Source organism: Telmatospirillum siberiense (assembly GCF_002845745.1).
GTDB classification, from domain to species: Bacteria; Pseudomonadota; Alphaproteobacteria; order Rhodospirillales; family Magnetospirillaceae; genus Telmatospirillum; species Telmatospirillum siberiense.
This window is the reverse complement of the sequence record NZ_PIUM01000024.1, coordinates 80,384-103,876: the sequence shown is the minus strand read 5'-3', so window position 1 is coordinate 103,876 and position 23,493 is coordinate 80,384. Positions and strand designations below refer to the sequence as shown.

General features: G+C 59.6%; 17 protein-coding genes. 9 read left to right on the top strand and 8 right to left on the bottom strand.

Annotated features, from left to right (window positions below; all coding sequences use genetic code 11):
- Nucleotides 1-253 precede the first annotated feature (253 nt).
- From CWS72_RS18775 to CWS72_RS18760, 4 genes are all read left to right on the top strand, one after another.
- On the top strand, nucleotides 254-1,969 hold the full coding sequence (locus tag CWS72_RS18775) for a sensor histidine kinase (protein ID WP_101252162.1): 1,716 nt from the start codon (nucleotides 254-256) through the stop codon (nucleotides 1,967-1,969).
- Nucleotides 1,966-2,685 (top strand): two-component system response regulator BtsR, encoded by a 720-nt coding sequence (gene btsR, locus CWS72_RS18770; RefSeq protein WP_101252161.1) that lies wholly within the window; start codon nucleotides 1,966-1,968, stop codon nucleotides 2,683-2,685. Before CWS72_RS18775 ends, btsR begins: the two co-directional genes overlap by 4 nt.
- Nucleotides 2,686-2,769: 84 nt before the next feature.
- On the top strand, nucleotides 2,770-3,219 hold the full coding sequence (locus CWS72_RS18765; protein WP_101252160.1) for a transposase: 450 nt from the start codon (nucleotides 2,770-2,772) through the stop codon (nucleotides 3,217-3,219).
- A 191-nt stretch (nucleotides 3,220-3,410) separates the two neighbouring features.
- Nucleotides 3,411-5,222 (top strand): carbon starvation CstA family protein, encoded by a 1,812-nt coding sequence (locus CWS72_RS18760; RefSeq protein WP_101252159.1) that lies wholly within the window; start codon nucleotides 3,411-3,413, stop codon nucleotides 5,220-5,222.
- Nucleotides 5,223-5,375: 153 nt separating this feature from the next.
- Here the strand turns inward: CWS72_RS18760 and CWS72_RS18755 are convergent, their stop codons facing one another.
- The 7 genes from CWS72_RS18755 to CWS72_RS18725 form a co-directional block, all read right to left on the bottom strand.
- Entirely contained in the window at nucleotides 5,376-6,659 is a 1,284-nt protein-coding gene (locus CWS72_RS18755) for an anaerobic sulfatase maturase (protein ID WP_199175792.1), read from the bottom strand.
- A gap of 17 nt (nucleotides 6,660-6,676) precedes the next feature.
- Nucleotides 6,677-8,077 (bottom strand): arylsulfatase, encoded by a 1,401-nt coding sequence (locus tag CWS72_RS18750; RefSeq protein ID WP_101252158.1) that lies wholly within the window; start codon nucleotides 8,075-8,077, stop codon nucleotides 6,677-6,679.
- Nucleotides 8,078-8,161: 84 nt separating this feature from the next.
- Nucleotides 8,162-10,813, bottom strand: a complete 2,652-nt coding sequence (locus tag CWS72_RS18745; protein ID WP_158240723.1) for a TonB-dependent receptor — start codon at nucleotides 10,811-10,813, stop codon at nucleotides 8,162-8,164.
- An 88-nt stretch (nucleotides 10,814-10,901) separates the two neighbouring features.
- Nucleotides 10,902-13,313 carry a TonB-dependent receptor gene (locus tag CWS72_RS18740; RefSeq protein WP_101252156.1) on the bottom strand — a complete coding sequence of 804 codons (2,412 nt, stop codon included), beginning with the start codon at nucleotides 13,311-13,313 and terminating at the stop codon, nucleotides 10,902-10,904.
- Between the two features lie 174 nt (nucleotides 13,314-13,487).
- A complete protein-coding gene (locus tag CWS72_RS18735) occupies nucleotides 13,488-14,474 on the bottom strand; it encodes a FecR family protein (protein ID WP_101252155.1) in 987 nt (328 codons plus the stop codon).
- Between the two features lie 144 nt (nucleotides 14,475-14,618).
- On the bottom strand, nucleotides 14,619-15,143 hold the full coding sequence (locus tag CWS72_RS18730) for an RNA polymerase sigma factor (protein WP_101252154.1): 525 nt from the start codon (nucleotides 15,141-15,143) through the stop codon (nucleotides 14,619-14,621).
- Between the two features lie 515 nt (nucleotides 15,144-15,658).
- Nucleotides 15,659-16,156, bottom strand: coding sequence for a CHAP domain-containing protein (locus tag CWS72_RS18725; RefSeq protein WP_101252153.1), 498 nt, complete (start codon nucleotides 16,154-16,156; stop codon nucleotides 15,659-15,661).
- Nucleotides 16,157-16,308: 152 nt separating this feature from the next.
- Here CWS72_RS18725 and CWS72_RS18720 point away from each other — a divergent pair, with 152 nt between their 5' ends.
- Nucleotides 16,309-16,716: a hypothetical protein gene (locus tag CWS72_RS18720; RefSeq protein WP_101252152.1), complete on the top strand. Its 408-nt coding sequence runs from the start codon at nucleotides 16,309-16,311 to the stop codon at nucleotides 16,714-16,716.
- 36 nt (nucleotides 16,717-16,752) lie between these two features.
- Complete coding sequence (locus tag CWS72_RS18715) at nucleotides 16,753-17,283, top strand: gamma carbonic anhydrase family protein (protein WP_101252151.1); 531 nt, start codon at nucleotides 16,753-16,755, stop codon at nucleotides 17,281-17,283.
- Between the two features lie 106 nt (nucleotides 17,284-17,389).
- Here CWS72_RS18715 and CWS72_RS18710 read toward each other — a convergent pair whose 3' ends face one another.
- Nucleotides 17,390-19,189, bottom strand: coding sequence for a PHA/PHB synthase family protein (locus tag CWS72_RS18710; RefSeq protein ID WP_101252150.1), 1,800 nt, complete (start codon nucleotides 19,187-19,189; stop codon nucleotides 17,390-17,392).
- A gap of 222 nt (nucleotides 19,190-19,411) precedes the next feature.
- Between CWS72_RS18710 and CWS72_RS18705 the strand changes: the two genes are divergently transcribed.
- From CWS72_RS18705 to CWS72_RS18695, 3 genes are all read left to right on the top strand, one after another.
- Nucleotides 19,412-20,821: an OmpA family protein gene (locus CWS72_RS18705; protein ID WP_101252149.1), complete on the top strand. Its 1,410-nt coding sequence runs from the start codon at nucleotides 19,412-19,414 to the stop codon at nucleotides 20,819-20,821.
- 160 nt (nucleotides 20,822-20,981) lie between these two features.
- Nucleotides 20,982-22,205, top strand: coding sequence for an LL-diaminopimelate aminotransferase (locus CWS72_RS18700; protein WP_101252148.1), 1,224 nt, complete (start codon nucleotides 20,982-20,984; stop codon nucleotides 22,203-22,205).
- The gene (locus tag CWS72_RS18695; protein ID WP_101252176.1) at nucleotides 22,205-23,488 is read left to right on the top strand and encodes a homoserine dehydrogenase; all 1,284 of its coding nucleotides are present in this window, start codon (nucleotides 22,205-22,207) and stop codon (nucleotides 23,486-23,488) included. The genes CWS72_RS18700 and CWS72_RS18695 overlap by 1 nt, the downstream gene beginning before the upstream one ends.
- Nucleotides 23,489-23,493 lie beyond the last annotated feature (5 nt).

The following is a 23,493-nucleotide window of genomic DNA, read 5'->3' as shown; positions in this document are numbered from 1 at the left end:
CCCATCATGGCCGACCCGATGGTCGGCCAAACCCCCATGCTTGCCTGAACCAGAAAGCTCTTCCAGAAAAAACTTTCCCGTTGACACGCCGCCCCTCATATAAGGCCGGTGTTGGGCCCCGTACTCCGCCACTGGCCGGCCTCCGGCGACCGGTGGCGCGGATCATGCGACCACTGGGACAACTCGCCATCCTCAAGGAAGACGGATCGCGCGATCATCTCCCCCTTGTTTTTATCGCGCCGGTTTTCCCCGCATGATCGTCGGGTCCTTGCACCTCACCATTTCGCTGCTCGAACAGACCTGCGTCTATCTGGTGATCGCCCACCTTTTGAGCCGGACGCGGCTGTTCATCCCCTTGATGCACGTCACCATCCGCCTGCCGCACAAGGTGGCCTGCTATCTGATCTTTTCCATCTTCTGCGTGATGGGGACCTATTTCGGCCTCAAGCTCGACGATTCGATCGCCAACACCCGGGCCATCGGCGCCGTTCTCGGCGGTTTGCTGGGCGGACCTTCGGTGGGGTTCGCGGTGGGGCTGACCGGCGGCCTGCACCGTTATTCGTTAGGAGGCAGCACGGCGCTGGCTTGCGCCATTTCGACCATCACCGAAGGCTTGATCGGCGGCATCGTGCATCGTCATCTGATCAAGCGGGGCAAGATCGACAGTCTGTTCGAGCCCTTGCGCGTCTCTCTGGTCACCTTCGTCGCCGAAGTGGCGCAGATGGCCATCATCCTGCTGGTCACCAGGCCCTTCGACGTCGCCTGGCATGTGGTGGCAAGCGTCGCCCTGCCCATGTGGATCGCCAATACGCTGGGGGCGGGGATGTTCATGCGCATCCTGTTGGACCGCCGGGTGATGGTGGAGAAGCAGTCCAGCGTCTTCTCGGCCAAGGCGCTGAAGATCGCCGCGCGGGCGGAAGGCGTGCTCAGGAGCGGTTTCAACGAAGAAAACAGCATGAAGGTGGCGCGCATCATCTATGAGGAGACCGGCGTCGGCGCGGTGGCCATTACCGACCGCGAGAAGCTGCTGGCCTTCATCGGCATCGGCGACGACCATCACCTGCGCGGCCGGCCGATCACCTCGCCGCAGACCATGCAGGCGATCACCGACAACCAGGTGATGTATGCCGACGGCAACGAGGTGGCTTATCACTGTTCCATCAGTCCGCAGTGCCGGTTGGGCGCCTCGCTGGTGATTCCCTTGCGGGGCGAGGGCGAGCATGTGATCGGCACGGTCAAGCTTTACGAGCCGCGCACCAAATTGTTCTCGACCATCAATCGCACGCTGGGCGAAGGCATTGCCCGGCTGCTGTCGACCCAGATTTTGGCCGGACGCTACGAACAGCAGAAGCATCACTACGAGCAACAGAAGCAATTGCTGGCGCAGTCGGAAATCAAGCTGTTGCAGGCGCAGATCAATCCGCATTTCCTGTTCAACGCCTTGAATACCCTGTCCTCGGTGATCCGCACCGAGCCGGAATTGGCTCGCCAACTGGTGCTCAATCTTTCGACTTTCTTCCGCAAGAACCTTAAGCGGCCGAGCGACGAGGCCTGCCTGTCCGACGAGATCGAACATGTGAACGCCTATCTGCAGATCGAATTGGCGCGCTTCACCGGACGATTGTCCGTCGAAATCGATGTGCCGGGGGATCTGGGGTCGGCGCGGCTTCCCACCTTTTCCCTCCAGCCCATCGTCGAAAATGCCATCAAGCACGGCACGTCGCGGCTGATCGGCGACGGCCGGGTGCGCATCCGGACCCGGCGGGACGGAAGCGACCTGCTGCTCAGCGTCGAGGACAACGCCGGTCTTTACGAGAAGCGTCCCGGCGGCGACGGTCTGGGAATGAGCCTGGTCGACCGGCGGATCAAGAATCGCTACGGAGAACAATTCGGTCTTGATATCTCTTGCGAGCCCCAGTTGTTTACCCGCGTCACCCTGCGTGTGCCCCTGGAGGGGGGAGTGGCATGATCAAGGTGCTGATCGTCGATGACGAGCCTCGGGCCCGGGCGGAACTGGCCTGCCTGCTGCGGGACGCCCCGGACATCGAAATCCAGGGCGAATGCGCCAATGCCGTCGAAGCCATCGGGGCGATCAACCGGGCGCCGCCCGACGTGGTGTTTCTCGACATCCAGATGCCATTGATCAGTGGTCTCGAGATGCTGGCCATGCTCGATCCGGCCCGCATGCCGCGCATCGTCTTTCTGACCGCTTACGACGAATACGCGGTTCAGGCTTTCGAGGAGCACGCCTTCGACTACCTTTTGAAGCCGACCGATCCGGCGCGTTTGGAAAAAACCCTGGAACGCCTGCGCCGCGACCAGGCGCCGCAGGATGTCACGGCTCTCGCCGGCAACGGCCAACTCCGCCAGATTCCCTGTTCCGGGCTGAACAGCATCTTTCTGATGAGGTTGGACGAGATCGAATTCGTCGCTTCGCGTCTGGGCGGCATCTTCATCATCGGCGCCGACGGGCAGGAACGTTTCACCGAACTCACCCTGCGCACGCTCGAGGACAAGACCTCGCTGTTCCGCTGCCATCGTCAGCATCTGGTGAACACCGAGCGTATCAAGGAAATCCGTTTCGTCGAGAACGGCCTGGCCGAGATCCGCACCCTGGCCGATCAGACGGTTCCGGTCAGCCGTCACTATCTGGGCCCCCTGATGAGCCGCCTGGGCATCGAGTGATCGCCGGCCTCCGTGCCGGTGTTGTAAGAGGCGGGCGCCCTATGTCATTATGTTTCCATAAAGGAAACATGAGCGGTTTTCCCAATGCCAGGTCCTCTCCACTTCTCCCGCCGCAACCTTCCCCATTTTCGATTGGATGGAGCCTCCTATTTCATTACCTGGCGCCTTCATCCGACGCAGAAAGAGTTATCCGAAACGGAACGTGACGGCGTGGTCGCGATCTTACGCCGTTTCGAAGGTCATCGTTACCGGCTGCATGGTTATGTGGTCATGAACGACCATGTGCATGTGATGGTCGAAGCCGTGGAACCTTGGCGGCTGCACCAGATTCTGCACTCTTGGAAATCATTTTCGGCATACACGCTCCAGCGGCGGTACGGACGTTTGGGAAGCGTCTGGCAAGATGAATCGTTCGATCGGGTCATTCGGGACGAGGCCGAATATGCGGAAAAAAGAACCTATATCCTGAACAACCCTGCCAAGCGCTGGCCGAACATGGCTGGTTATCCATGGGTGTGGGCTGTCGGGGAGTGAAGGACCACCGGCACGGAGGCCGGTGCCACTAAAAAATGGTTAGTGGCACCGGCCTCCGTGCCGGTGTCTTCCACCTCTCGGCCTTTCCTGTCGACGACTGACGCCCAGCCGGCGACCTCTCAGCCGCTCCGGCGCCCAATACCCATAAATCTTGGCTAGCCTTCTCCCCAGTTTGTTTGGGGAGAATAGCCATGGACCATGCGGTCTCATTCGTCATCGCGGCTTTATGCATCCTAGCCATATGCTATCGATTTTATGGGGTCTTCTTCGTTCGCAAGGTTTTGCGCGCCGATGATTCCGACGTCACGCCGTCGCACGCCCTGGCCGATGGCCGAAACTACGTGCCGACCAAGAAATGGGTGAACGCCGGGCAGCATTTCGCCGCCATCGCCGCCGCCGGCCCGTTGGTCGGGCCGGTGCTGGCCGCCCAGTTCGGTTATCTGCCGGGTTTCCTGTGGCTGCTGATCGGCTGTGTCGTCGGCGGCGCCGTCCATGACACGGTGGTGCTGTTCGCGTCGATGAAATATCAGGGCAAGTCGCTCTCCGAAGTCGCCAAGGCCGAGCTGGGGCCGGTGGCCGGCTGGAGCACCGGGCTTGCCATGCTGTTCATCATCACCATCACCATGGCGGGCCTGTCGATGGTCGTGGTCCATGCGCTGGAACGCAATTCCTGGGGGACCTTCGCGGTCTTCATGACCATCCCGATCGCCATCGCGCTGGGGCTTTACGAACGGATCACCGGCAGCTCGAAGGGCGCGACCTATGTCGGCATCTTCGCCATCCTGGCCTCGGTCTTCGCCGGTCCCTATATCCAGGGTTCGGTCATCGGCGAGTGGCTCAATCTTCATGAGCAGACGGTCGGCTTGGCTCTGCCGGTCTACGCCTTCTTCGCCACCGCGCTGCCGGTCTGGCTGCTGCTGACCCCGCGCGGCTATCTGTCGAGCTTCATGAAGATCGGCGTGTTCGGCGCCCTGGTGGTCGGCGTTCTGTTCATCAACCCGCAGATCCAGTTCCCCGCCTTCACCCAGTTCATCAACGGCGGCGGGCCGGTGTTGAACGGCCCGGTCTGGCCCTTCATCTCGATCACCATCGCCTGCGGCGCCATCTCGGGCTTCCATGCCTTCATCGGCTCGGGCACGACGCCCAAGCTGGTCGACAAGTGGAGCGACATCCAGACGGTGGCCTTCGGCGCCATGCTGGCCGAATGCGTCGTCGGCGTGATGGCCCTGATCGCCGCCACGGCCCTGCATCCGGCCGATTATTTCGCCATCAATTCCGCCCCAGCCACCTTCAAGGCCCTGGGCCTTCAGGTGGTCGACCTGCCCATGCTGGCCGAGCAGATCGGCATCGATCTCTATGGCCGGACCGGCGGCGCCGTCACCCTGGCCGTCGGCATGTCCTACATTTTCACCAAGATCCCGTGGTTCGCCCACCTGTCGTCCTATTTCTTCCAGTTCGTGGTGATGTTCGAGGCCGTGTTCATCCTGACCGCCATCGATTCGGGCACCCGCGTCGCCCGTTATCTGATCCAGGATCTGGGCGGAGACCTCTATGCGCCGCTGAAGCGCCTGGATTGGATGCCGGGGTCGATCGGCGCCAGCGTCCTGGCCTGCCTGGCTTGGGGATATCTGCTGAATTCGGGCGACATCAATTCGGTATGGGCGCTGTTCGGCGTTTCCAACCAGTTGATGGCGGCCATCGGCCTGGCCATCGGGGCGACCATGATCCTGCGGCTGTCGACCAAGCGCCGCTACATGCTGACCTGCCTGATCCCGCTCGCCTATCTGTATGTGACGGTGAATTACGCGGGATACTGGATGATCGCCAACGTCTATCTCAACAAGGCGGCGAAGGGCTACAACCTGTTCAACGCCGGTATCTCGATCGTCATGCTGATCCTGGGCGTCGTCATTCTGGGCGCCTCCTTGCGGAAGTGGAAGGAACTGCTGATGCGGGGGCCGTCCCGCAAAACTGTGGAGGCCGCTTTCTCGAGTGCGGTCTAGTCCCACGGGAAAAGACGTTATACCAAGTCTCGAAGAGTCATCCTCATCGAGACTTGGTATTAGCGCAAGGCCGGATGGTCTCATTTCGGAAAAAGAAACGGTGGGCTGCGGTGATCCGCAAGCCCACCGTTTTTGCTTTCGGCGCGTTGGTCATTACCGCTGCGACCCGCCATCGATGGGGAGCGTCATATCCATGATGTCGCGAGCGGGCCGATGGGCCGTGATCAGCTCTCTTAAAGTGCTTAGATAAGGTGTGATATGTTGAAAGTAGTTAAAATATCCAGAGCATAAATAATTTAGGCCATATTCTCCATCTTCTGTTTTTATGAAACGATGTTTTGGGCAGCCCCCCCAGCATCCGCGTCGATATTGGCACTGATGACATTTGTTCGGAAGCGCTCTTGATTTATTTGATCCAAAAATTTTCTGCTTATCAGAATCGAGTATTTCCGTAAAACTGGCCTCCATGAGGTTGCCGAGGCGATAGTCAGGATAGGTGAAGTGATCGCAGGAATAGACGTCGCCATTGTGCTCGGCGACCACGGCACGCCCGCAATTTTCTTGATGAACGCAAATAACTCCGCGGCGGTTCATGAAAGCCGCCAGAGACCATTCGAAATTCATGATGAACATGTCTCCGACGTCCGTGGCGATCCATTCGTCGAAAATTGTAGTGAGAAAACTGCCCCAGCGAGCCGGTTCGACACTCCAGTCGGTAACTGTCGGCTGGGTGTCGGAGATCCCCTTATTGTTCATGGGACCTTCCAAGGTGAAGCCTTGTCGTCGATAATCGCCTGCCGACGTCCGCTCGATGATCGGAATGAATTGGATGACCTTGGTTCCCTCATCCCGGAAAAACCGATAAATTTCCAGAGGCGAACGGGATGACAGATTGTTGACGCAGGCCAGTATGTTGAAATCGACATCGTGGCGTTGCAGGGTGCGCAAGGCGCGCATGACTTTTGAGTGGGTCGGTGCGCCGGATCGGTTGACGCGATAGCGGTCATGAATATGAGCGGGGCCGTCGAGGCTGAGTCCGATAAGGAAACCGTTCTCGGCGAAGAAATCGCACCAGTCGTCATTGAGCAGCGTTCCGTTGGTCTGGAAGGCGTTTTGGATGAGTCCGCCATGGGCGTAATGCTGTTGCAGTGCGACAGCGCGTTTGTAGAAGTCCAAGCCCAGAAGGGTGGGTTCTCCACCTTGCCAGGCAAAGGTCACGGGCTGTCCCGTAGGATGTGAATCGATATAATTGCGGATGTAAGCCTCCAGTGTATCGGGAGACATCCGGCGGGACTCCCCTACCGGGAACAAAGCTTCTTTTTCCAGATAGAAGCAGTATTGGCAGCCCAGATTGCACTCGGGGCCGCTCGGTTTCGCCATGACATGAAATGCTTGGGTACTGCGGCCCCAGGATTTGTGCGGGCGTTCGGCGGTCATTTCGTTTTTCCGGAAACTCACAAGGGGTCAGGATATTCAGGCGACGCGACATGTTCCCGAGCCATCGCTTGTTCGATTTCCGCGACGATGTCGGGATGTCTGGTGGCGATATCTTTGCTTTCCCATGGGTCGACCGAAACATCATAAAGTTCCAACGGGCCGCCCCGCGTCAGGCGCACGGCCTTCCATTTTCCCCAGCGTACCGCCTGGCGGAATTCCGGTTCGTAAAACTCCCAATATAGCACGCGACCATTGGCTCTTCGTTGGGGGGAAAGAAGAAATGGCAGCAAGCTGACGCCGTCCGACTGCGGTGTCGGGGCGCCAGCCAGATCGAGCGCGGTCGGTAAAAAGTCGGGGAAGTAGACGGGGACCTCGCTGACCGTACCAGCCGGTATATGTCCGGGCCAGCGGGCGACCCAGGGGTCGCGGATGCCTCCTTCGTACATGTCCCGCTTATAGCCGGTCAGGCCGCCATTGGAATCGAAGAAGTCGACCACGCGGGTTTGTTGGGCCGTCGGTTCGGAGCGGGGGCCGTTATCCGAAGCAAAAAAGATGACCGTTTCACCGTCGAGATTGGATTGCTTGATGGTGTCTAGGATCTGACCGATGCCGCGGTCCATGTAATAGATCATCGACGCATAGGTTTTCTCGTCGTCGGCCCAGGTCGGATGATTGGCGTAGGGGCCAAAATCCGGAGCGGTATAAGGGCTGTGCGGGCTGTCATAGGCCACATAGAGGAAGAACTGCTGCGCTTTGTTGCGGGTGATGAAGTCGATGGCATCTTCCGTGATCATTGTGGTGTCGTAGCGGCCATGCCGACCGTTGGCATTCTCGGGAATGTCGATGAGGCGATCGTTGTCGGCGCGCTTCTCGGGCCAGTAGCCTTGCGTCGAGCCAATCTGAGTAAGCCAGCCTCTGAACTCGTCGAAGCCGAGTTTATTGGGAATCGCATCCGGGTCGTAGCCATCGAGATGCCATTTACCCATCAGGCCGGTATGGTACCCGGCGGTCCTGAGATATTCCGCGACGGTGTGATCTTCGGACGTCAGGCTGGCCCGTCGGATTTCCTCTGTGTTCTTGTGTCCGACATGCCCCGCCGACAAGGCGAAATTGTCCCGCACTCGGCAGTGCCCCGTGTGCATCCCCGTCATCAAGGCGCATCGCGATGGCGCACAGACGGGCGCACCTGCATATCCTTGCGTGAAGCGCACTCCCTCTTTGGCCAAACGGTCGATGTTGGGCGTATGGATCTTGAGCTGTCCGTAAGCGCTCGCATCGCCGTAACCCATATCATCGGCGAGGATGAAAATAATGTTTGGACGGCGCGCACTTGGCCTGGGGGAGCCCAGCGCGACACTCGAGCTGAGGGCAAGCGTGCTGAGGAGAAATGTTCTGCGCAACATATCCGTAGCCGACATCTTTAGACCTCCTGCGCCATATGCGGAATTCCTATGGCATGGTTCATTCGTGGTGACGCCTTACGCAAGGACCGGACGGCCAATCTAGAATGTCACCCGTGTCGTCATCCCAACGGCAATGGGATCTCCGGGATAGGCGGTATAAGCGCCATTGGTGCCGCCGTTGGTGAAAAGCACATAGCGCTTGTCGAAGATGTTGCGGACCCAGAGGGCAATATCGAGTTGATCATTAAGCAGCTTGGTGCCGATCCACAGGTTGGTCAGGCCGACCCCCTTGACCTTGCTGAAGGCCGAATCGTCCTGGACCCAAGGGCCGAAGAATGACGATTTATAATTGTATTGGGCTTCGATGTAGCCGATCCATCCGTCGGCGACAGATCTCTCGTAACGGGTGTCCAGGGCGCTGATCCACTTGGGCGCGCCGGCCACCGGGCGGCCGGTCAGGTCGCAATAGGCGGCGGATGTCTTATATTCGGCGGCGCAAGAGCCGTTGCGGAAGGAGCGATAGGTCACCTGGTTGTAAGAACTGTTGAATCTTACTGTTAGTCCCTTGCCGAGTGCGTAGGCACTATCGATCTCAACGCCCTTGCTCTGTACCCAGCCGGTGTTGAGCAGTGTCTGGGTGTTGCGTCCGGTCGCCGGATCAATCACCGTGCCGCTGGCCTGATAATCCTGAACCAGGTTGTAGAAGGCATTGGTGTTGAAAGTCAGTCGACGGTTGAGTAATCGGCTTTTGAAACCCAATTCCGCGTCGTTGATTTTTTCCGGTCTGACGATGATAGACGTCGGCGTGAGGGGGTTGCCGGTCGCCGGCTGGCTGTTCATCGCACCGGCCTTGGCGCCATGGCTGAAGGACATGTAGGGGCTGATATTGTCGTTCAGCTTGTAGGTGAGTGCGAGGGTACCGCTCAAATTGTTGTCGACCTTGGAATAGTTCACCGACTGATAGTTCGGATTGCCCGCGGTGGCGGCGGCGGTATTTCCCAGATTCCTCCAGAGGGAGATGTTGTTGTTCTCATAAGTATTCCTGAGCCCGCCGGTCAGTGTCAGTTGGTCGGTAAGGTGCCAATTGGCCTGGCCGAAAGCCGCCGCGCTGTTGGTGCCCAGGCGTGAGTCCGTCGTTACGGTTTTGTTCAGATAGCTGCTGGCCGTTGCCGGTGTGGCGGGGGTGAATATTCCCGTCGCGTAGTTGTAGCTGCCCAGAAAGTCCTCCAGCAGGGTGAGGTAACTGCCGTAAACATTAAAAATATGGACGCGTTCCTGCTGTCGAAAATAATAAAGTCCAGCCGTGTAATCGATAGGGCCGCCGGTGGGGGTCGATACTCGTAATTCCTGGCTGAATTGCTTGTCGTGGTTAATCCCGCCAGCTTCCGGTTGGAGCGACAGGGTTGAGCCGTCGCTGTCGTTCAGCGGATAGAAATTCCAGTTGCGAAAACCGGTGATCGAGGCCAGCGAGAAGCCGTTGCCGAGATCATAGTCGGTCAGCAACGAGATGCCGCTTTGGACCACCTTCATATATTGCTGGTCGTTGATATAGACATCGGTGCCGTAGATGCTATGCCCTTGATACAAGGTTCGGCTGTTGAGGCCCAGGGCGGCAGCATCCGCCTGGTATCTGGCATTCTGAGCCCAGACGCCGGCGCCATTTATTTCCTTATAAGGCGCCGAGACACCTTGTCGATCGCCCTCATTGTTGTATTCAGCGATAAATCGCAGCGTCAGATTGTCCCTGATATTGGCCAGCCATTGTCCTCGTGCGCCATAACGGGCGCGATCATCATAGTCCTTGCCCGTGGCGACACTATGCAGCAGTCCGTCGCGGGAGGTGTCATAGACGCTGAGGCGGACGGCCTGGTTGTCGTCCAGCGGCCCGGTGATGCTGGCCTTGACTTCACGATCGCCGATATTGCCAAACGTCGTTTCGACCGATCCCCCGGCGGTGAAACTGGGTTTTTTGGTGGTGATGTTCAGTGCGCCGGCAGTGGTGTTCTTGCCGAACAGCGTTCCTTGCGGACCGCGCAGCACTTCCAGCTGATCAAGATCGGTCAGGTCGAATACCGCCATGCCCGGCCGCCCCAGATAGACTCCGTCCAGGAAAACGCCGACGCTGGGCTGTAAGCCGTCATTGGCCGGATTATTGCCGATGCCGCGGATGGCTATGCTGCTTTGCCGGGGATTGCTTACCGTCACATTGGTGCTGGGAAGCCGCTGGGCGATATCTTCGATTCGGACCGTGTCGGTCGCCGTCAATGCGTCGCCACCCAGCACGGTCATGGGAATCGGCACATCCTGCGCTTTTTCCTCGCGCCGCCGAGCGGTCACCACGACGTCCTCGGCCTGCTCAATGTTGGATGTCGATGAGGATGCCGGGAGGGATTGCTTCCCCGATGTCTCGGCTGTCAGGATGAAGTTGTTTTCTCCGTTGGGGATGATCGTCAGGCCGGTTCCATTCAGCAATTGGCGCAAAGCCGCGGCTGGTGTGTAAATTCCCGATATTCCATTTGTTCTCAGGCCATTGACGATCTGGGAAGGAAACAGAATCTGAGCTTTGGTCTGTTTGGCAAAGGCCTCCATAGCCGAGCCGAGATCTTGGGCGGCGATATCGAGTTTGACAGCGGTGGCTTCCGCCCATCCCTGGCGCGGCTCCAACTCGGCAGCCAAGAAGAATGCCAGGGCGCAGAGTGACGCCATCTGCCGCCATTTCGCTCTACCAAAAGGTTCATCCTCCTCCGACATTCGGTCCTTCCATAGGATGTTCTTTTTCGGGGCGCTCTTGCTGGCGATGGATGGTGTCGCTTCCAGTACTTCCATCGCCAGCTATGAACTAAAACGTCACTCGGGCGGTTGCGCCAAAGGCAATGGGATCTCCGGGATAGGCGGTGTAAGCGCCACTGGTGCCGCCGTTGGTGTAGAGTACATAGCGCTTGTCGAAGATGTTGCGGACCCAGAGGGCAACGTCGAGTTGGTTATTAAGCAGCTTGGAGCCGATCCACAGGTTGGTCAGGCCGACCCCCTTGACCTTGCTGAAGGCCGAATCGTCCTGGACCCAAGGGCCGAAGAATGACGATTTATAATTGTATTGGGCTTCGATGTAGCCGATCCATCCGTCGGCGACAGATCTCTCGTAACGGGTGTCCAGGGCGCTGATCCACTTGGGCGCGCCGGCCACCGGGCGGCCGGTCAGGTCGCAATAGGCGGCGGATGTCTTATATTCGGCGGCGCAAGAGCCGTTGCGGAAGGAGCGATAGGTCACCTGGTTGTAAGAACTGTTGAATCTTACTGTTAGTCCCTTGCCGAGTGCGTAGGCACTATCGATCTCAACGCCCTTGCTCTGTACCCAGCCCGTATTCCGCAAGGTGGTTGTGTTTAATCCGGTCGCCGGATCAACCGTTGTGCTGTTGGCCTGATAATCCTGTACCAAGGAGTAAAAGGCATCAGCATCGAAGGTCAGCCTGTGACCCAACGCCTGACTTTTGAAGCCGAACTCTCCATCATTGATCTTCTCGGGCCGCACGATGACAACGTTCGGGGTGATGAGGCTGCCGGTTGGTGGTGAATTGTTCATTGCACCGGCCTTGGCGCCATGGCTGAAGGACATGTAAGGGCTGATATTGTCGTTCAGCTTGTAGGTGAGTGCGAAGGTGCCACTCAAATTGTTGTCGACCTTGGAATAGTTGACCGACTGATAGTTCGGATTGCCCGCAGTCGCGGCGGCGGTATTGTCCAGATTGCGCCAGAGGGAGATGTTGTTGTTCTCGTAAGTGTTTCTGAGCCCGCCGGTCAGCGTCAGTTGGTCGGTAAGATGCCAATTGGCCTGGCCGAAAGCCGCCGCGCTGCTGGTGCCCAGGCGCGAATCCGTGGTGATATCTTTGTTGACATAGCTGGCGGCTTTGGCCGTGGCTGGAGTAAAAACGCCCGTCGCGTAGTTGTAGCTGCCCAGATAATCCGCAATGAGGGTGGCGTTGCTGCCGTAATATGAAAATCCGTGTGTCCGTTGCCGCTGGAGGAAATAGTAAAGGCCCGTGGTATAGTCGACCGGACCACCGGTGGGTGACGATATCCGCAGTTCCTGGCTGAACTGCTTGTCACGATTGTTGACGCCGCCAGACGGTACGATTGACATGCTGGTTTGGTCGCTGTCGTTCATCGGATAGAAATCCCAGCTGCGAAAGCCGGTGACCGAGGCCAGCGAGAAGCCGTTGCCGAGATCATAGTCGGTCAGCAAGGTGGTGCCCCCCTGCACCACCTTCATATACTGTTGGTCGTTGATATAGATATCTGTGCCATAAATGTTATGTCCTTGAGATGGTGTGCTGATATTTAGGCCTAGGGCGGCAGCATCTATTTTGTATCTGGCGTATTGTGCCCATATGGCGGCCCCATTGATTTCCTTATAGGGGGCAGTGGGGCCTTGTCGATCGCCCTCATTGTTGTATTCAGCGATAAATCGCAGCGTCAGATTATCCCCGATATTGGCCAACCACTGTCCTCGTGCGCCATAACGGGTGCGATCATCATAGTCCTTGCCCGTGGCGACACTATGCAGCAGTCCGTCGCGGGAAGTGTCATAGACGCTGAGGCGGACGGCCTGGTTGTCGTCCAGCGGTCCGGTGATGCTGGCCTTGACTTCACGATCGCCGATATTGCCAAACGTCGTTTCGACCGATCCCCCGGCGGTGAAACTGGGTTTTTTGGTGGTGATGTTCAGTGCGCCGGCAGTGGTGTTCTTGCCGAACAGCGTTCCTTGCGGACCGCGCAGCACTTCCAGCTGATCAAGATCGGTCAGGTCGAATACCGCCATGCCCGGCCGCCCCAGATAGACGCCGTCCAGGAAAACACCGACGGCGGTTTGAAGCCCGTCGCTGGCCGGATTATTGCCGATGCCGCGGATGGCTATGCTGCTCTGCCGGGGGTTGTTCACCGTCACATTGGTGCTAGGAAGCTGTCGAGCTATATCCTCGATCCGGAACGTGCCGGTCGCCGTCAATGCGTCGCCACCCAGCACGGTCATGGGAATCGGCACATCCTGCGCTTTTTCCTCGCGTCGCCGAGCAGTCACCACGACGTCTTCGATATTGGAGGCTGATGCCGCGTCTGGGGGGGGCGTGTCGGTGCTCACGTCTTCCGCCCACCCCTGACTCGGCCTTGATCCCGTGGCCAGACTTGCCAGCAGGACGTAGAATATAAATATTTTGCGCCGTTTGATTCTGCCTGCTGTTTTAACATCCACCGACATCCGGTAATCCCCCTATGGTGTTGCAAACCGGCGGCAGGAAGGCGCCACCTGAACCATAGACGAGCGAGTTCATTCCCTCCCTGACGTCGGGATGGACATTTTTCAATTTTTGGGCAGGAGGAGGTAACGGTCCCCAACGGATACTGCGTCGATGCCGCAAGGCTGCGGGCAATGCTAAGGCTTCGGTTGGACGGTGGTGGACTTTGCCAAAAGGAGGACTTGTCCATTGGTTGGGTCGTGTTGAACGACAACGGGAAGAGCCAGTTCCAGCGCCTGCAGGATCCCGTCAGTGTTGTTGGTGTCGAAAACTCCGCTGATGCGTAACTTGGCAATGGCGGCATCGCGGATGACGATGCGATTTTGTCGATAGCGATTTAGCTGGACGACGGCATCTTCAAGCGGAGAGTCGGCAAAGGTAAACCGACCGTTTCGCCAAGCTGTCAATGCTTGTTCTGCCATGGGAGTGGTTTGCGAAATAGTGCCGGGACCAAAATGGACGGCCTGACCCTCATGAATTTCACGGTTTTGCTGGCCGTCGGAAATGTTCAGTTCAACTGAACCTTCGAACACGGAAAGACGGGCGCCTTGGTTCTCTCGTCGGATATCGAAGCGTGTGCCAAGGTCGCGGATGATCGCTTTGTCCACTGTAACCTCAAATGGACGCAAGCTGTTGTGCGCAACCTCGAATATCGCTTCGCCCCGTTCGAGACGATAGCGGCGCTTCCATAGGCTTGTCTCGGTCACGACGAGCGTGTCGGCATTCAAATGGATGATCGTGCCGTCCCTGAGGGTGACATCTCGGTGGTCAGCCTTGTCCGTCGCGAACGATGTCGGTGTAAGTGTCGGCCAAGGATCGTCCGAAACAAGAATCCATGCGGTGAAGGCGGCGGCCAGGGCGGCGGCGGTTAAGCCGATCCAGTGAGTCCGTGCCCAACTGCGCCGCTGTCTTTGTCCATAGATCGGTCGCAAGCGCTCCACCGCATGCCAAACCGCCTCGGTTTTCTCGAATTCCCGACGATTTTCCGGATCTTGTCGACACCATTCTTCGAAAGCGTTTTGATTGAACTCCTTGGTATTTCCGGAGCGCAACCGAACATGCCAATCAACCGCCTGCTCTTCAGGCGAACGCGGGTCGTTGTCTTTTTTCGCGCTCTCCGTCATTGCGGCCTCGCTTCTGGTGCATGAGCATCCGACGAATTCTCATGCACTAATTCAATTAATCGGCGGTCCATACCGGGTGTTTGGTTTCTGAGCGTCCGGCTTGGACCACGATGTTCAGGCGTTCGATCAAGCGCGAGAGAAGCTTCATTTGTCAACGACTTGGTCAAAGGCATCGTAGCATTTGCGCAAATCCACGAGCGCCCTGATGATATGCTTCTCCACCATATTTCTGGACACGCCCAGCCGCTTCGCAATCTCTTCGTGGCTGAGGCCGTCAAATCGATGCAGAACAAAGACCTCGCGGCAGCGATGGGGAAGATTCTCGATTGTCTGTTGCAGCAGACGGCAAAGTTGATATGCCTCGGTGTTTTCTTCAGGATTGGCGTCTTTCGTCGCCACCGTTTCCCATTCGCAGTCGTATTCTACGTGGCGACCGCGTACCTTATCCGCACGATAGCGGTCGGTTACTATATTGGACACAATGCGCGCCAACAATCCCACAGGGGAGGCGATGGGGATGTTGCAGTCCATTGCCAGGATCCGAACAAAGGCGTCTTGCACGACGTCTTCAGCGTCGGCCTCCACTAAAAGCCGGCTTGATACCAAACGGCGAAAGGCGTGACTGTGTCGTGCATACAGATTAGCGAGGAAATCCTGGAAATCCGACATGACTCGCCCCTGTTTCCCGGAAAGAGGAATGCAAAAAAGTGGCCGGGGGCGTGGTTGACGGTACCATCTCGCTACCTTTCCATGCGGAGACGAGGCGATCGGCGAGTCTTGACGCTTGTGGTCGGATGCTGAAGCAGGCCTCAGCGTACGAGGGATGGGCCACTAACTACTTATTTCTAAAGTTAAAATTATGAAATAACATTAATTCTATATAAAAAATATAATATCCACACGAATGGCGGTCAAATTTTTTATTTAAACGTAAAATTTATGTTATATTTGATCGGGCAATATCGGCTTGGGTGATCCCGAACATGACGACCCCGACGAAGCCGTTTGTTTCCCATGAGCAGGGGCTTGCGACTGAACGTCGCTGTTTCCGGGAGGAGGGCATGGAAAAATGCCGCCGGAATCCTCAGCGAACAAGATCGTGATGCCTTAAGTCGGCATCACGCTCCGGCTTGCTTTTCAGGCACTGGCCTTAGCACACGCATCCGCCGTGCTTGGCCACGGCCTCAGCGTCCGTGTGGATGGGCGCGCGCGGGATAGACGAAGCCCTTTACCGGATAGACCGTCTGGCCGATCTCTGCGGTCGGTTCGTACCACACGCGGACGCGGCTCCAGTCATTGTGCTTCGACACGTCGATGATCTTCACGGCCTTTTCGACCTGTCCCCGACGCCCATTGATCGGCGACCAGTTGGCATGGTCGACGATGATGGTCCGTTTATCGGCCTGATGGCGAACCACGGCGACGTGACCATGAGGAAGGATACCGGTTTTCGAAAAGACGATGACGGCGCCGCTTTTCGGCTGGTTGCCGCGGCCATACTGGCCATTGGCGGCATCCCACCAACGATAGGCGTCGCCGTGCAGGCCGAGAGACGTATTCTGTTGCACGAACTGAACGCAGTTGAGGCTTTCGGCGTGGGCAGTCCCGGCAGCGAGGAGGACGCTGGCAGCGACCAGAGCGGCTGAAAAAGTGTGCCGCAGATGGGGTGTCAATATCCGCATGTCGAAAACCCTAATCGGTTTTATCGAATATGGCGATAGGGAAAACGCATTAGAATGCAATTTAATTTGGCGGCACCGCCCGACATGGACCGTTGGGGGTCGCCTATGCTATGCCATCCGGGGGATCGGAGCGTTACGCACCGGAGGCAGTTTTGAGCATCGTCTATGTCGCACGCAGCGTCACTCTCGGAAAGTGGGGGGCTGACGTCGGGTTGGGGAAAAATCTTTTCAAGCTGGGTCTTGCCGCCACCGCGGAGGAGGCCCAGCAGTTGATCAAGGCGGGGTTCTGCGGCCTCGCCGACTGGAGCCTGGTCGCCAAGGACGAGGCCGCCGAGGCCTCGGAGGAGATGCTGATCGAGCGGGTGGCGCGCAAGGAAAAGATGGTCGATCCCGCGCTTTATCCCAAGCTGAAAGGCCAGACCGGCGTTTTCAAGGTGAAGCTCGAACATGTCGAGAACCATATTCTGGTGAAGAAGGCGCTCGACGGCTTCGATCCGAAGGCGATCAAGATCAAACCGCTCGACATCGCCCATTATCTCATCCACAACGCCCTCGGCTGAGGCCGGGGCCGCAAACCTTTAAAGACGGAGAAACCCTTGCCGGCCTTGATTCTTCCCTACAAGGGCGTCCGCCCCTCCATCGCTCCCGACGCCTTCATCGCGCAGAACGCGGTGATCACCGGTGACGTGGTCGTCAGTGCCCAAAGCAGCATCTGGTATGGCTGCGTGTTGCGGGGGGACGTGCATCACATCCGCGTGGGGGAGCGCACCAACATTCAGGACGGCACGATCGTCCATGTGACGCGGGAGCGGTTCGCCTGCACCATCGGTTCGAACGTGACCGTCGGACATGCCGCCATCCTGCATGGCTGCACGCTGGAGGATGACAGCTTCGTCGGCATGGGGGCGACCGTCATGGATGGCGCCGTCGTCGAAAGCGGCGCCATGGTTGCCGCCGGCGCGCTCGTCACGCCCGGAAAGATCGTGAGGAAAGGCGAGTTGTGGGCCGGCAGCCCGGCCAGGCTCCTGCGCCCCCTGACGGAGGCGGAAGTGGCCAATTTCGCGGCCTCGGCCACCCATTACGCCGAACTGGCCTGGAACTACATCGTCGAATCGCAACGGGTGTAGGGACGGAAGGGGCGGCGGAAAGACGACGACACCGGCACGGAGGCCGGTGCCACTGAAGTTTTGACGTTTTCCGTGGCGCCGGCCTTCCGTGCCGGTGTGCCGCAATTTAAGAGAGCTTGGCCTTGACGTAGGATCCCGGAGCGTCCTCGATGGCTTTCAATCCGCCATCGCCCGGCGTGCGCGCCGGAACCTCGCCGCCGGCGAATTTCGAGATCCATTTTTGCCAATCAGGCCACCAGGAGCCGTCGAACTGTTCGGCTTTGCCCAGCCAGGCCTCGGGGTCCTTCGGTTTGCGGCTGTTGGTCCAGTAGCAGTATTTGTGCGCCTCCGGCGGATTGACGATGCCGGCGATGTGGCCCGAGGCCGAAAGGACGAACCGGATCGGTCCGGAATAGAGCTGCGTGGCGGCATAGGTGCTCTTCCACGGCGCGATATGGTCTTCGCGGGTCGAAATCAGATAGCTCGGCACCTTGATGGTCCGAAGGTCGATCGGCGTGCCCTTCAAGGTGATGCCGCCCGGCACGACGAGAAGATTTTCCTGGTACATCTTCCTGAGATAGAAGCTGTGCATGGTGGCCGGCATGCGCGTCGAATCGGAATTCCAGTAAAGCAGATCGAAGGGGAAGGGCTCCTTGCCCAGCAGATAGTTGTTCACCACGAACGACCAGATCAGATCGTTGGCGCGCAGCATGTTGAAGGTGTTCGCCATCTCGGCGCCGTCGAGATAGCCTTTCTCCCGCATCTTTTCTTCGAGGAACTGGAGTTGCGCCTCGTCGATAAAGACCGAAAGCTCGCCGGCCTCGGCGAAGTCGGTCATGGTGGTGAAATAGGTGGCCGATATCACCCGGTCGTCGCCGTGGGCCGTCATATAGGCCAGGGTCGAGGCGAGGAGGGTGCCGCCCAGGCAATAGCCGATGACGTTGACGCGGCGTTCCCCGGTGGCCTTTTCGATCTGCTCAAGCGCCGCCAGGGGGCCTTCGACCATGTAATCCTCGAAGGATTTCGCGGCCAGTTCGGGACCGGGGTTGACCCAGGAAAGAACGAAGACCGTGTGCCCCTGCTCGACGGCGAAGCGGATGAACGAGTTCTTCGGCCGCAAGTCGAGGATGTAATATTTATTGATCCACGGCGGAATGATCATCAATGGCGCCTTGGCCACCGTCTCGGTCGTCGGGTTGTATTGCACGAGCTGGATCAGGTCATTCTGATAAACCACCTTGCCCGGCGTAGTGGCGATGTTTTCGCCGATCTTGAAGGCATCGAGATCGGTCATGCGGATGGACAGCTTGCCCTTTCCGCGCTCCAGATCCTCCAGAAGATGGTTCAATCCCTTCAGCAGGTTTTCGCCACCGCTTTCGATGGTGCTGCGCAACACCTCGGGATTGGTCGCCACGAAATTCGACGGCGCCAGGGCGTCGACGAACTGGCGCGTGTAGAAGTCCACCTTCTTCGCGGTATGGTCGTCCAGTCCCTCGACATTGTGGACCACGCCCTGCACCCAGCGTGCCGTCAGAAGGTAGGATTGCTTGATGAAGTCGAAGACTTCGTTATCCTGCCACATATCGTCCTTGAAGCGGCGGTCGCCCTTGTCCGGCTCGGCCACCGGCTCGGCGCTTTCGCCCAGCATGCGCCGCGTCGTCACCTGCCAAAGATGCAGATAGTCCTGCCAAAGGCCGATCTGCGCTTCGACCAGCTTGGCCGGGTCGGCCATCAGCTTACCCGTCATTTCCAGGAAGGCGTCGCCGATGTGCAGGGGGTCGCCAAATCCGGCGAATGCTCCACCTCCGGCCTGGCGGGCCAGGAAATCGCTGACGATGCGCTGGCTTCGTTCGGCGATGTTGGTCATGGCCTTCGACAGTTCGGCGGTATCGATGGGATTGTTTTCGATCTTGTTTTGTTCGTTCATGTCGCCGTTACCTTATTCACCGTGAGAGCCTCTTGCCGGCTCGGGTTTGAATCTTCGGTTCGGTAGCGAGATGGCAGATCTTGGCACGAGGCGGACAGCCGCGTTTCGGCACATTTCCTCGTTACTACTATATACTTTCAATCCAGGAATTGTTAAATGTCCGTTTGCTGAAGAAAGTCGCCATTAGAACAATTTTGAAACGCTGGGAGCATCCGTTAGACTATGTGTGAGGTCAAAAAGGAACGACGCCAGGTTTTCCGGGGGCCCAATCTGGCCGCTAGCAGCGTTTTGCTCTCGACGATCCTCCTGGCCGGCTGTTCATCGGTGGGCAGCGCTCTCAACCCTCTCGACTGGTTCGGAAGCTCCGACCAATCAACCTCCGCCAAGGAAAATCCCCCGGACGACAGCGGTTTCCCGAAGATTCGGAACGACAAGCGTCCGGACGTCGCGACGACCAAGGAACGCTCCGACCTCACCAAGGGATTGGCCGCGGACCATTCGAACGCCAAATACACCCAGGACGTCCTGCGCCGCGAGGGGAACCCGACCCGGCCCCTGGGGATCGAGTCGGCCGTCGCTCCGAAGGACGACGTCTCCGCGCAGACACCCGCCGTTTCACCGGTGACCTCTCCGGTGTTCGTCAAGCCGTCGGTGACCCAGGCTCCGGCGGCGGAGACTGCGCCAGTCTCCGCCGCGCCAGCCGTCACGGCACCGGCCACCTCCGCCACGGCCCCGGCTCCCACCGTCGCTTCGATGCGGGAGCAGAGCGCCGTGGCACAGCCGGAGGCGGCGTCCGCCGCCGCGGTGGTGCCGGCCAAGCCGGACGTCGTCGTCGACGATACGCCGCCTCCGCCGCCGCCCAAGCTTCCCCCCTCCACCGTTGCCGCTTCGGCTCCGGCACAGACCGCATCTGCGGCTCCCGCTCCCGCCCCGGCGGCGGTCGAGCAGGCCTCTTCGGCCACGGCCACGGCCGTTGTCGCGCCGGCTCCCGCTTCGACGGCTCCGGTATCCGAGGCCAAGGTCGCGGCTCCCGCCGCCGTAACGGCGCCGTCGCCGGTGGCGGAACCGGCTCCCGCCTCGGTGGACGAGGTCTATCGCCGTCGTCTCGCCGAGTTTTCCTCGGGAACCACTTCCTCTCCCTCGGCCTTGACCGCGCCCGCCGCCAAGCCGCTGGCGCCCGCCGCCGAGGCCGCTCCGGCCACCGTGCTGTTATCGCCGGCCGAATACCGCCGCACCCTGTCCCACGACAATGGCGGGGCACGTCCGCTCGACGCCTTCGACGGGACGCGCAGCGCCGCATCCTTCCAGGTGGCGGCCGTGCGGTTCGGCGAAGGCACGGCGGAATTGTCGGCGGCCGAGATCGCGCATCTTCGGGACGTGGTGGCGCTCTATCGGGAAAAGGGCGGTTCCATTCGCGTTCTCGGGCGTTCGGCCAGCCCCCGGCTGGACATCGACGCCAAGGCGAACCTTCTCGCCAACCGGCAACTGGCCGGCGGCCGGGCCGCCGCCATCGCCCGCGAGTTGATCAAGCTGGGCATTCCCGCCCGCAAGATCTATGCGGGGGCTGTCCCGTCCACCGGAGCCGCGTCGGCTTCGAATGGCGAATCGACCGAGATCTATATCGACTATTGAGTCTCGTCGGGCTAAAGATCACCACATGACACCGCTCCACCCGTCGTCGAGCGGTCGTGATGTTCCGTCCCCTTAAAGCTGGAACGCGTGGCGGGTTGACGATCGTCGACGGAGCGTAATGTCTCTTCCCACCCACCCGTTGCCATAGGTGTGTGCGACCATGGAAAGCGAATTTTACCGACTGAAGCGGCTTCCCCCCTACGTCTTCGCCGAAGTGAACGCGATGAAGGCGCGCGCCCGCGCCGCCGCCGAGGACATCATCGATCTCGGCATGGGTAATCCCGATCAGCCGACGCCCCAGCACATCGTCGACAAGCTGGTGGAAGCCGCCCGCAATCCCCGGGCGCACCGCTATTCGATGTCGCGCGGCATTCCGGGCCTGCGCAAGGCCCTGGCCGGTTATTACGAGCGGCGCTTCAACGTCGATCTCGATCCGGAGAGCGAATGCATCGTCACCCTGGGCTCGAAGGAGGGGTTGGCCAATCTGGCCTCCGCCATCACCAGCCCCGGCGACATTCTGCTGGTGCCCAATCCCAGCTATCCGATCCACCCTTACGGCTTCATCATCGCCGGCGGTTCCGTCCGCCATGTGCCGGTGCAGCCCGACGCCGATTTTCTGACGGCCTTGAAAAGGGCGGTCAAGCATTCGGTGCCGAAGCCGGTCGCCCTGGTGCTCAATTATCCGTCCAATCCGACGGCCTTGATCGCCGATCTGGATTTCTACGGCCAGGTGGTCGACTTCTGCCGCTTCCACGGCATCTATATCCTGTCGGACCTGGCCTATGCCGAGATCTATTTCGACATCGCCCCGCCGCCCTCGATTCTGGAGATCCCGGGCGCCAAGGATGTCGCCATCGAGTTCACCTCGATGTCCAAGACCTACAACATGCCCGGCTGGCGTATCGGTTTCGCCGCCGGCAACAAGACGCTGATCCATGCCTTGTCGCGGATCAAATCCTATCTCGATTACGGTGCCTTCACGCCGATCCAGGTGGCAGCGAGCGCGGCGCTGAACGGGCCGCAGGACTGTGTCGAGGAGATCCGCAAGCTCTACAAGGATCGGCGCGATGTGCTGATCGAAGGGTTGGATGCGGCCGGCTGGGCCGTTCCCAGCCCGCCGGCCACCATGTTCGCCTGGGCTCCCATTCCGCCGGCCTTCGCCCATCTGGGGTCGCTGGAATTCTCGAAGCTTCTGCTGCACGAGGCCAAGGTCGCGGTGGCCCCCGGCATCGGTTTCGGCGAGCACGGCGATGGCCATGTGCGTATCGCCCTGGTGGAGAACCGTCACCGGACCCGGCAGGCGGTTCGTAATATCAAGCAATTCCTCGGTTCCCAGGACAAGATCCTGGCGGATGCGGAAAAACGGAAGGCGGTCGGTGCGTGATGGACGATTTGAAAATAGCGATCGCCGGCCTTGGCACGGTCGGCGGTGGAACGGTGACGCTGTTGCGTCAGCATGCCGATCTTCTGGCCGCCCGCACGGGCCGCCGGTTGCGCCTGGTCGCCTGTGCCGCCTTGGCCAAGCCCGCCAATCTGCCTCTCGATGGCGTGCCCTTCTTCAGTGACGCGCGGGTCATGGCCCGGGACGCCGATTACGACGTCCTGGTGGAACTGATCGGCGGCGCCAACGGCATCGCCCTCGACGTGGTGACCGCCGCGTTGCAGCGCGGGAAGAATGTGGTGACCGCCAACAAGGCGATGGTCGCCCACCATGGCCGCGCCTTGGCCGAACTGGCCGAGCAGTCGGACGCCACTTTCGGCTTCGAGGCGGCGGTGGCCGGCGGCATACCGGTGATCAAGGCCCTGCGCGAGGGGCTGGCGGCCAACCGTCTGTCGCAGGTCTACGGCATCCTGAACGGGACCTGCAATTACATCCTCACCACCATGCGCGAGACCGGCCGCGAGTTCGGCGACGTTTTGGCCGAGGCCCAGTCCCTGGGCTATGCGGAGGCCGATCCCAGCTTCGACATCGATGGCATCGATACGGCGCACAAGCTGGCCATCCTGACCAGCCTGGCCTTTGGCACCGTGGTGGATTTCTCCAAGGTGCATGTCGAGGGCATTCGTCACGTCTCGGCCTTCGATATCCGTGCCGCCGAGGAACTGGGCTATCGCATCAAGCTTCTGGGCATCGCCCGGCGGACGGACGGCGGTATCGAGCAGCGGGTTCATCCCTGCATGGTGCCGATCCGGTCTTCCATCGGCTGTGTCGAAGGGGTGTTCAACGCCGTGGTGGCCGAGGGCGATTTCGTCGGACGCACCCTGTTCGAAGGACGCGGGGCCGGGGCCACTCCGACGGCTTCCGCCGTGGTCTCCGATATCCTCGATATCGCCGCCGGGCGCCGCACGCCGACCTTCGGACTGCCGGCCAAGTTGCTGGCCCCTCTCAAGGCGGCGGCGATAGAGGACCATCGTGGCGCCTTCTATATTCGTCTCACCGTTCTCGACCGGCCGGGCGTGTTCGCCGATATCGCGGCCGCGCTCCGGGACGAGGAGGTTTCGATGGAGGCGATCATCCAGCGGGGCCGCGCTCCGGGCGAAACGGTGCCCGTGGTGCTGACCGTCCATGATACGCTGGAGCGCGCCATGATGCGGGCCATCGAGCGTATCGCGGCGATCGAGGCGGTGGTCGAGCCGCCTCATCTGATCCGTATCGAGGCTTTTTGACAGGG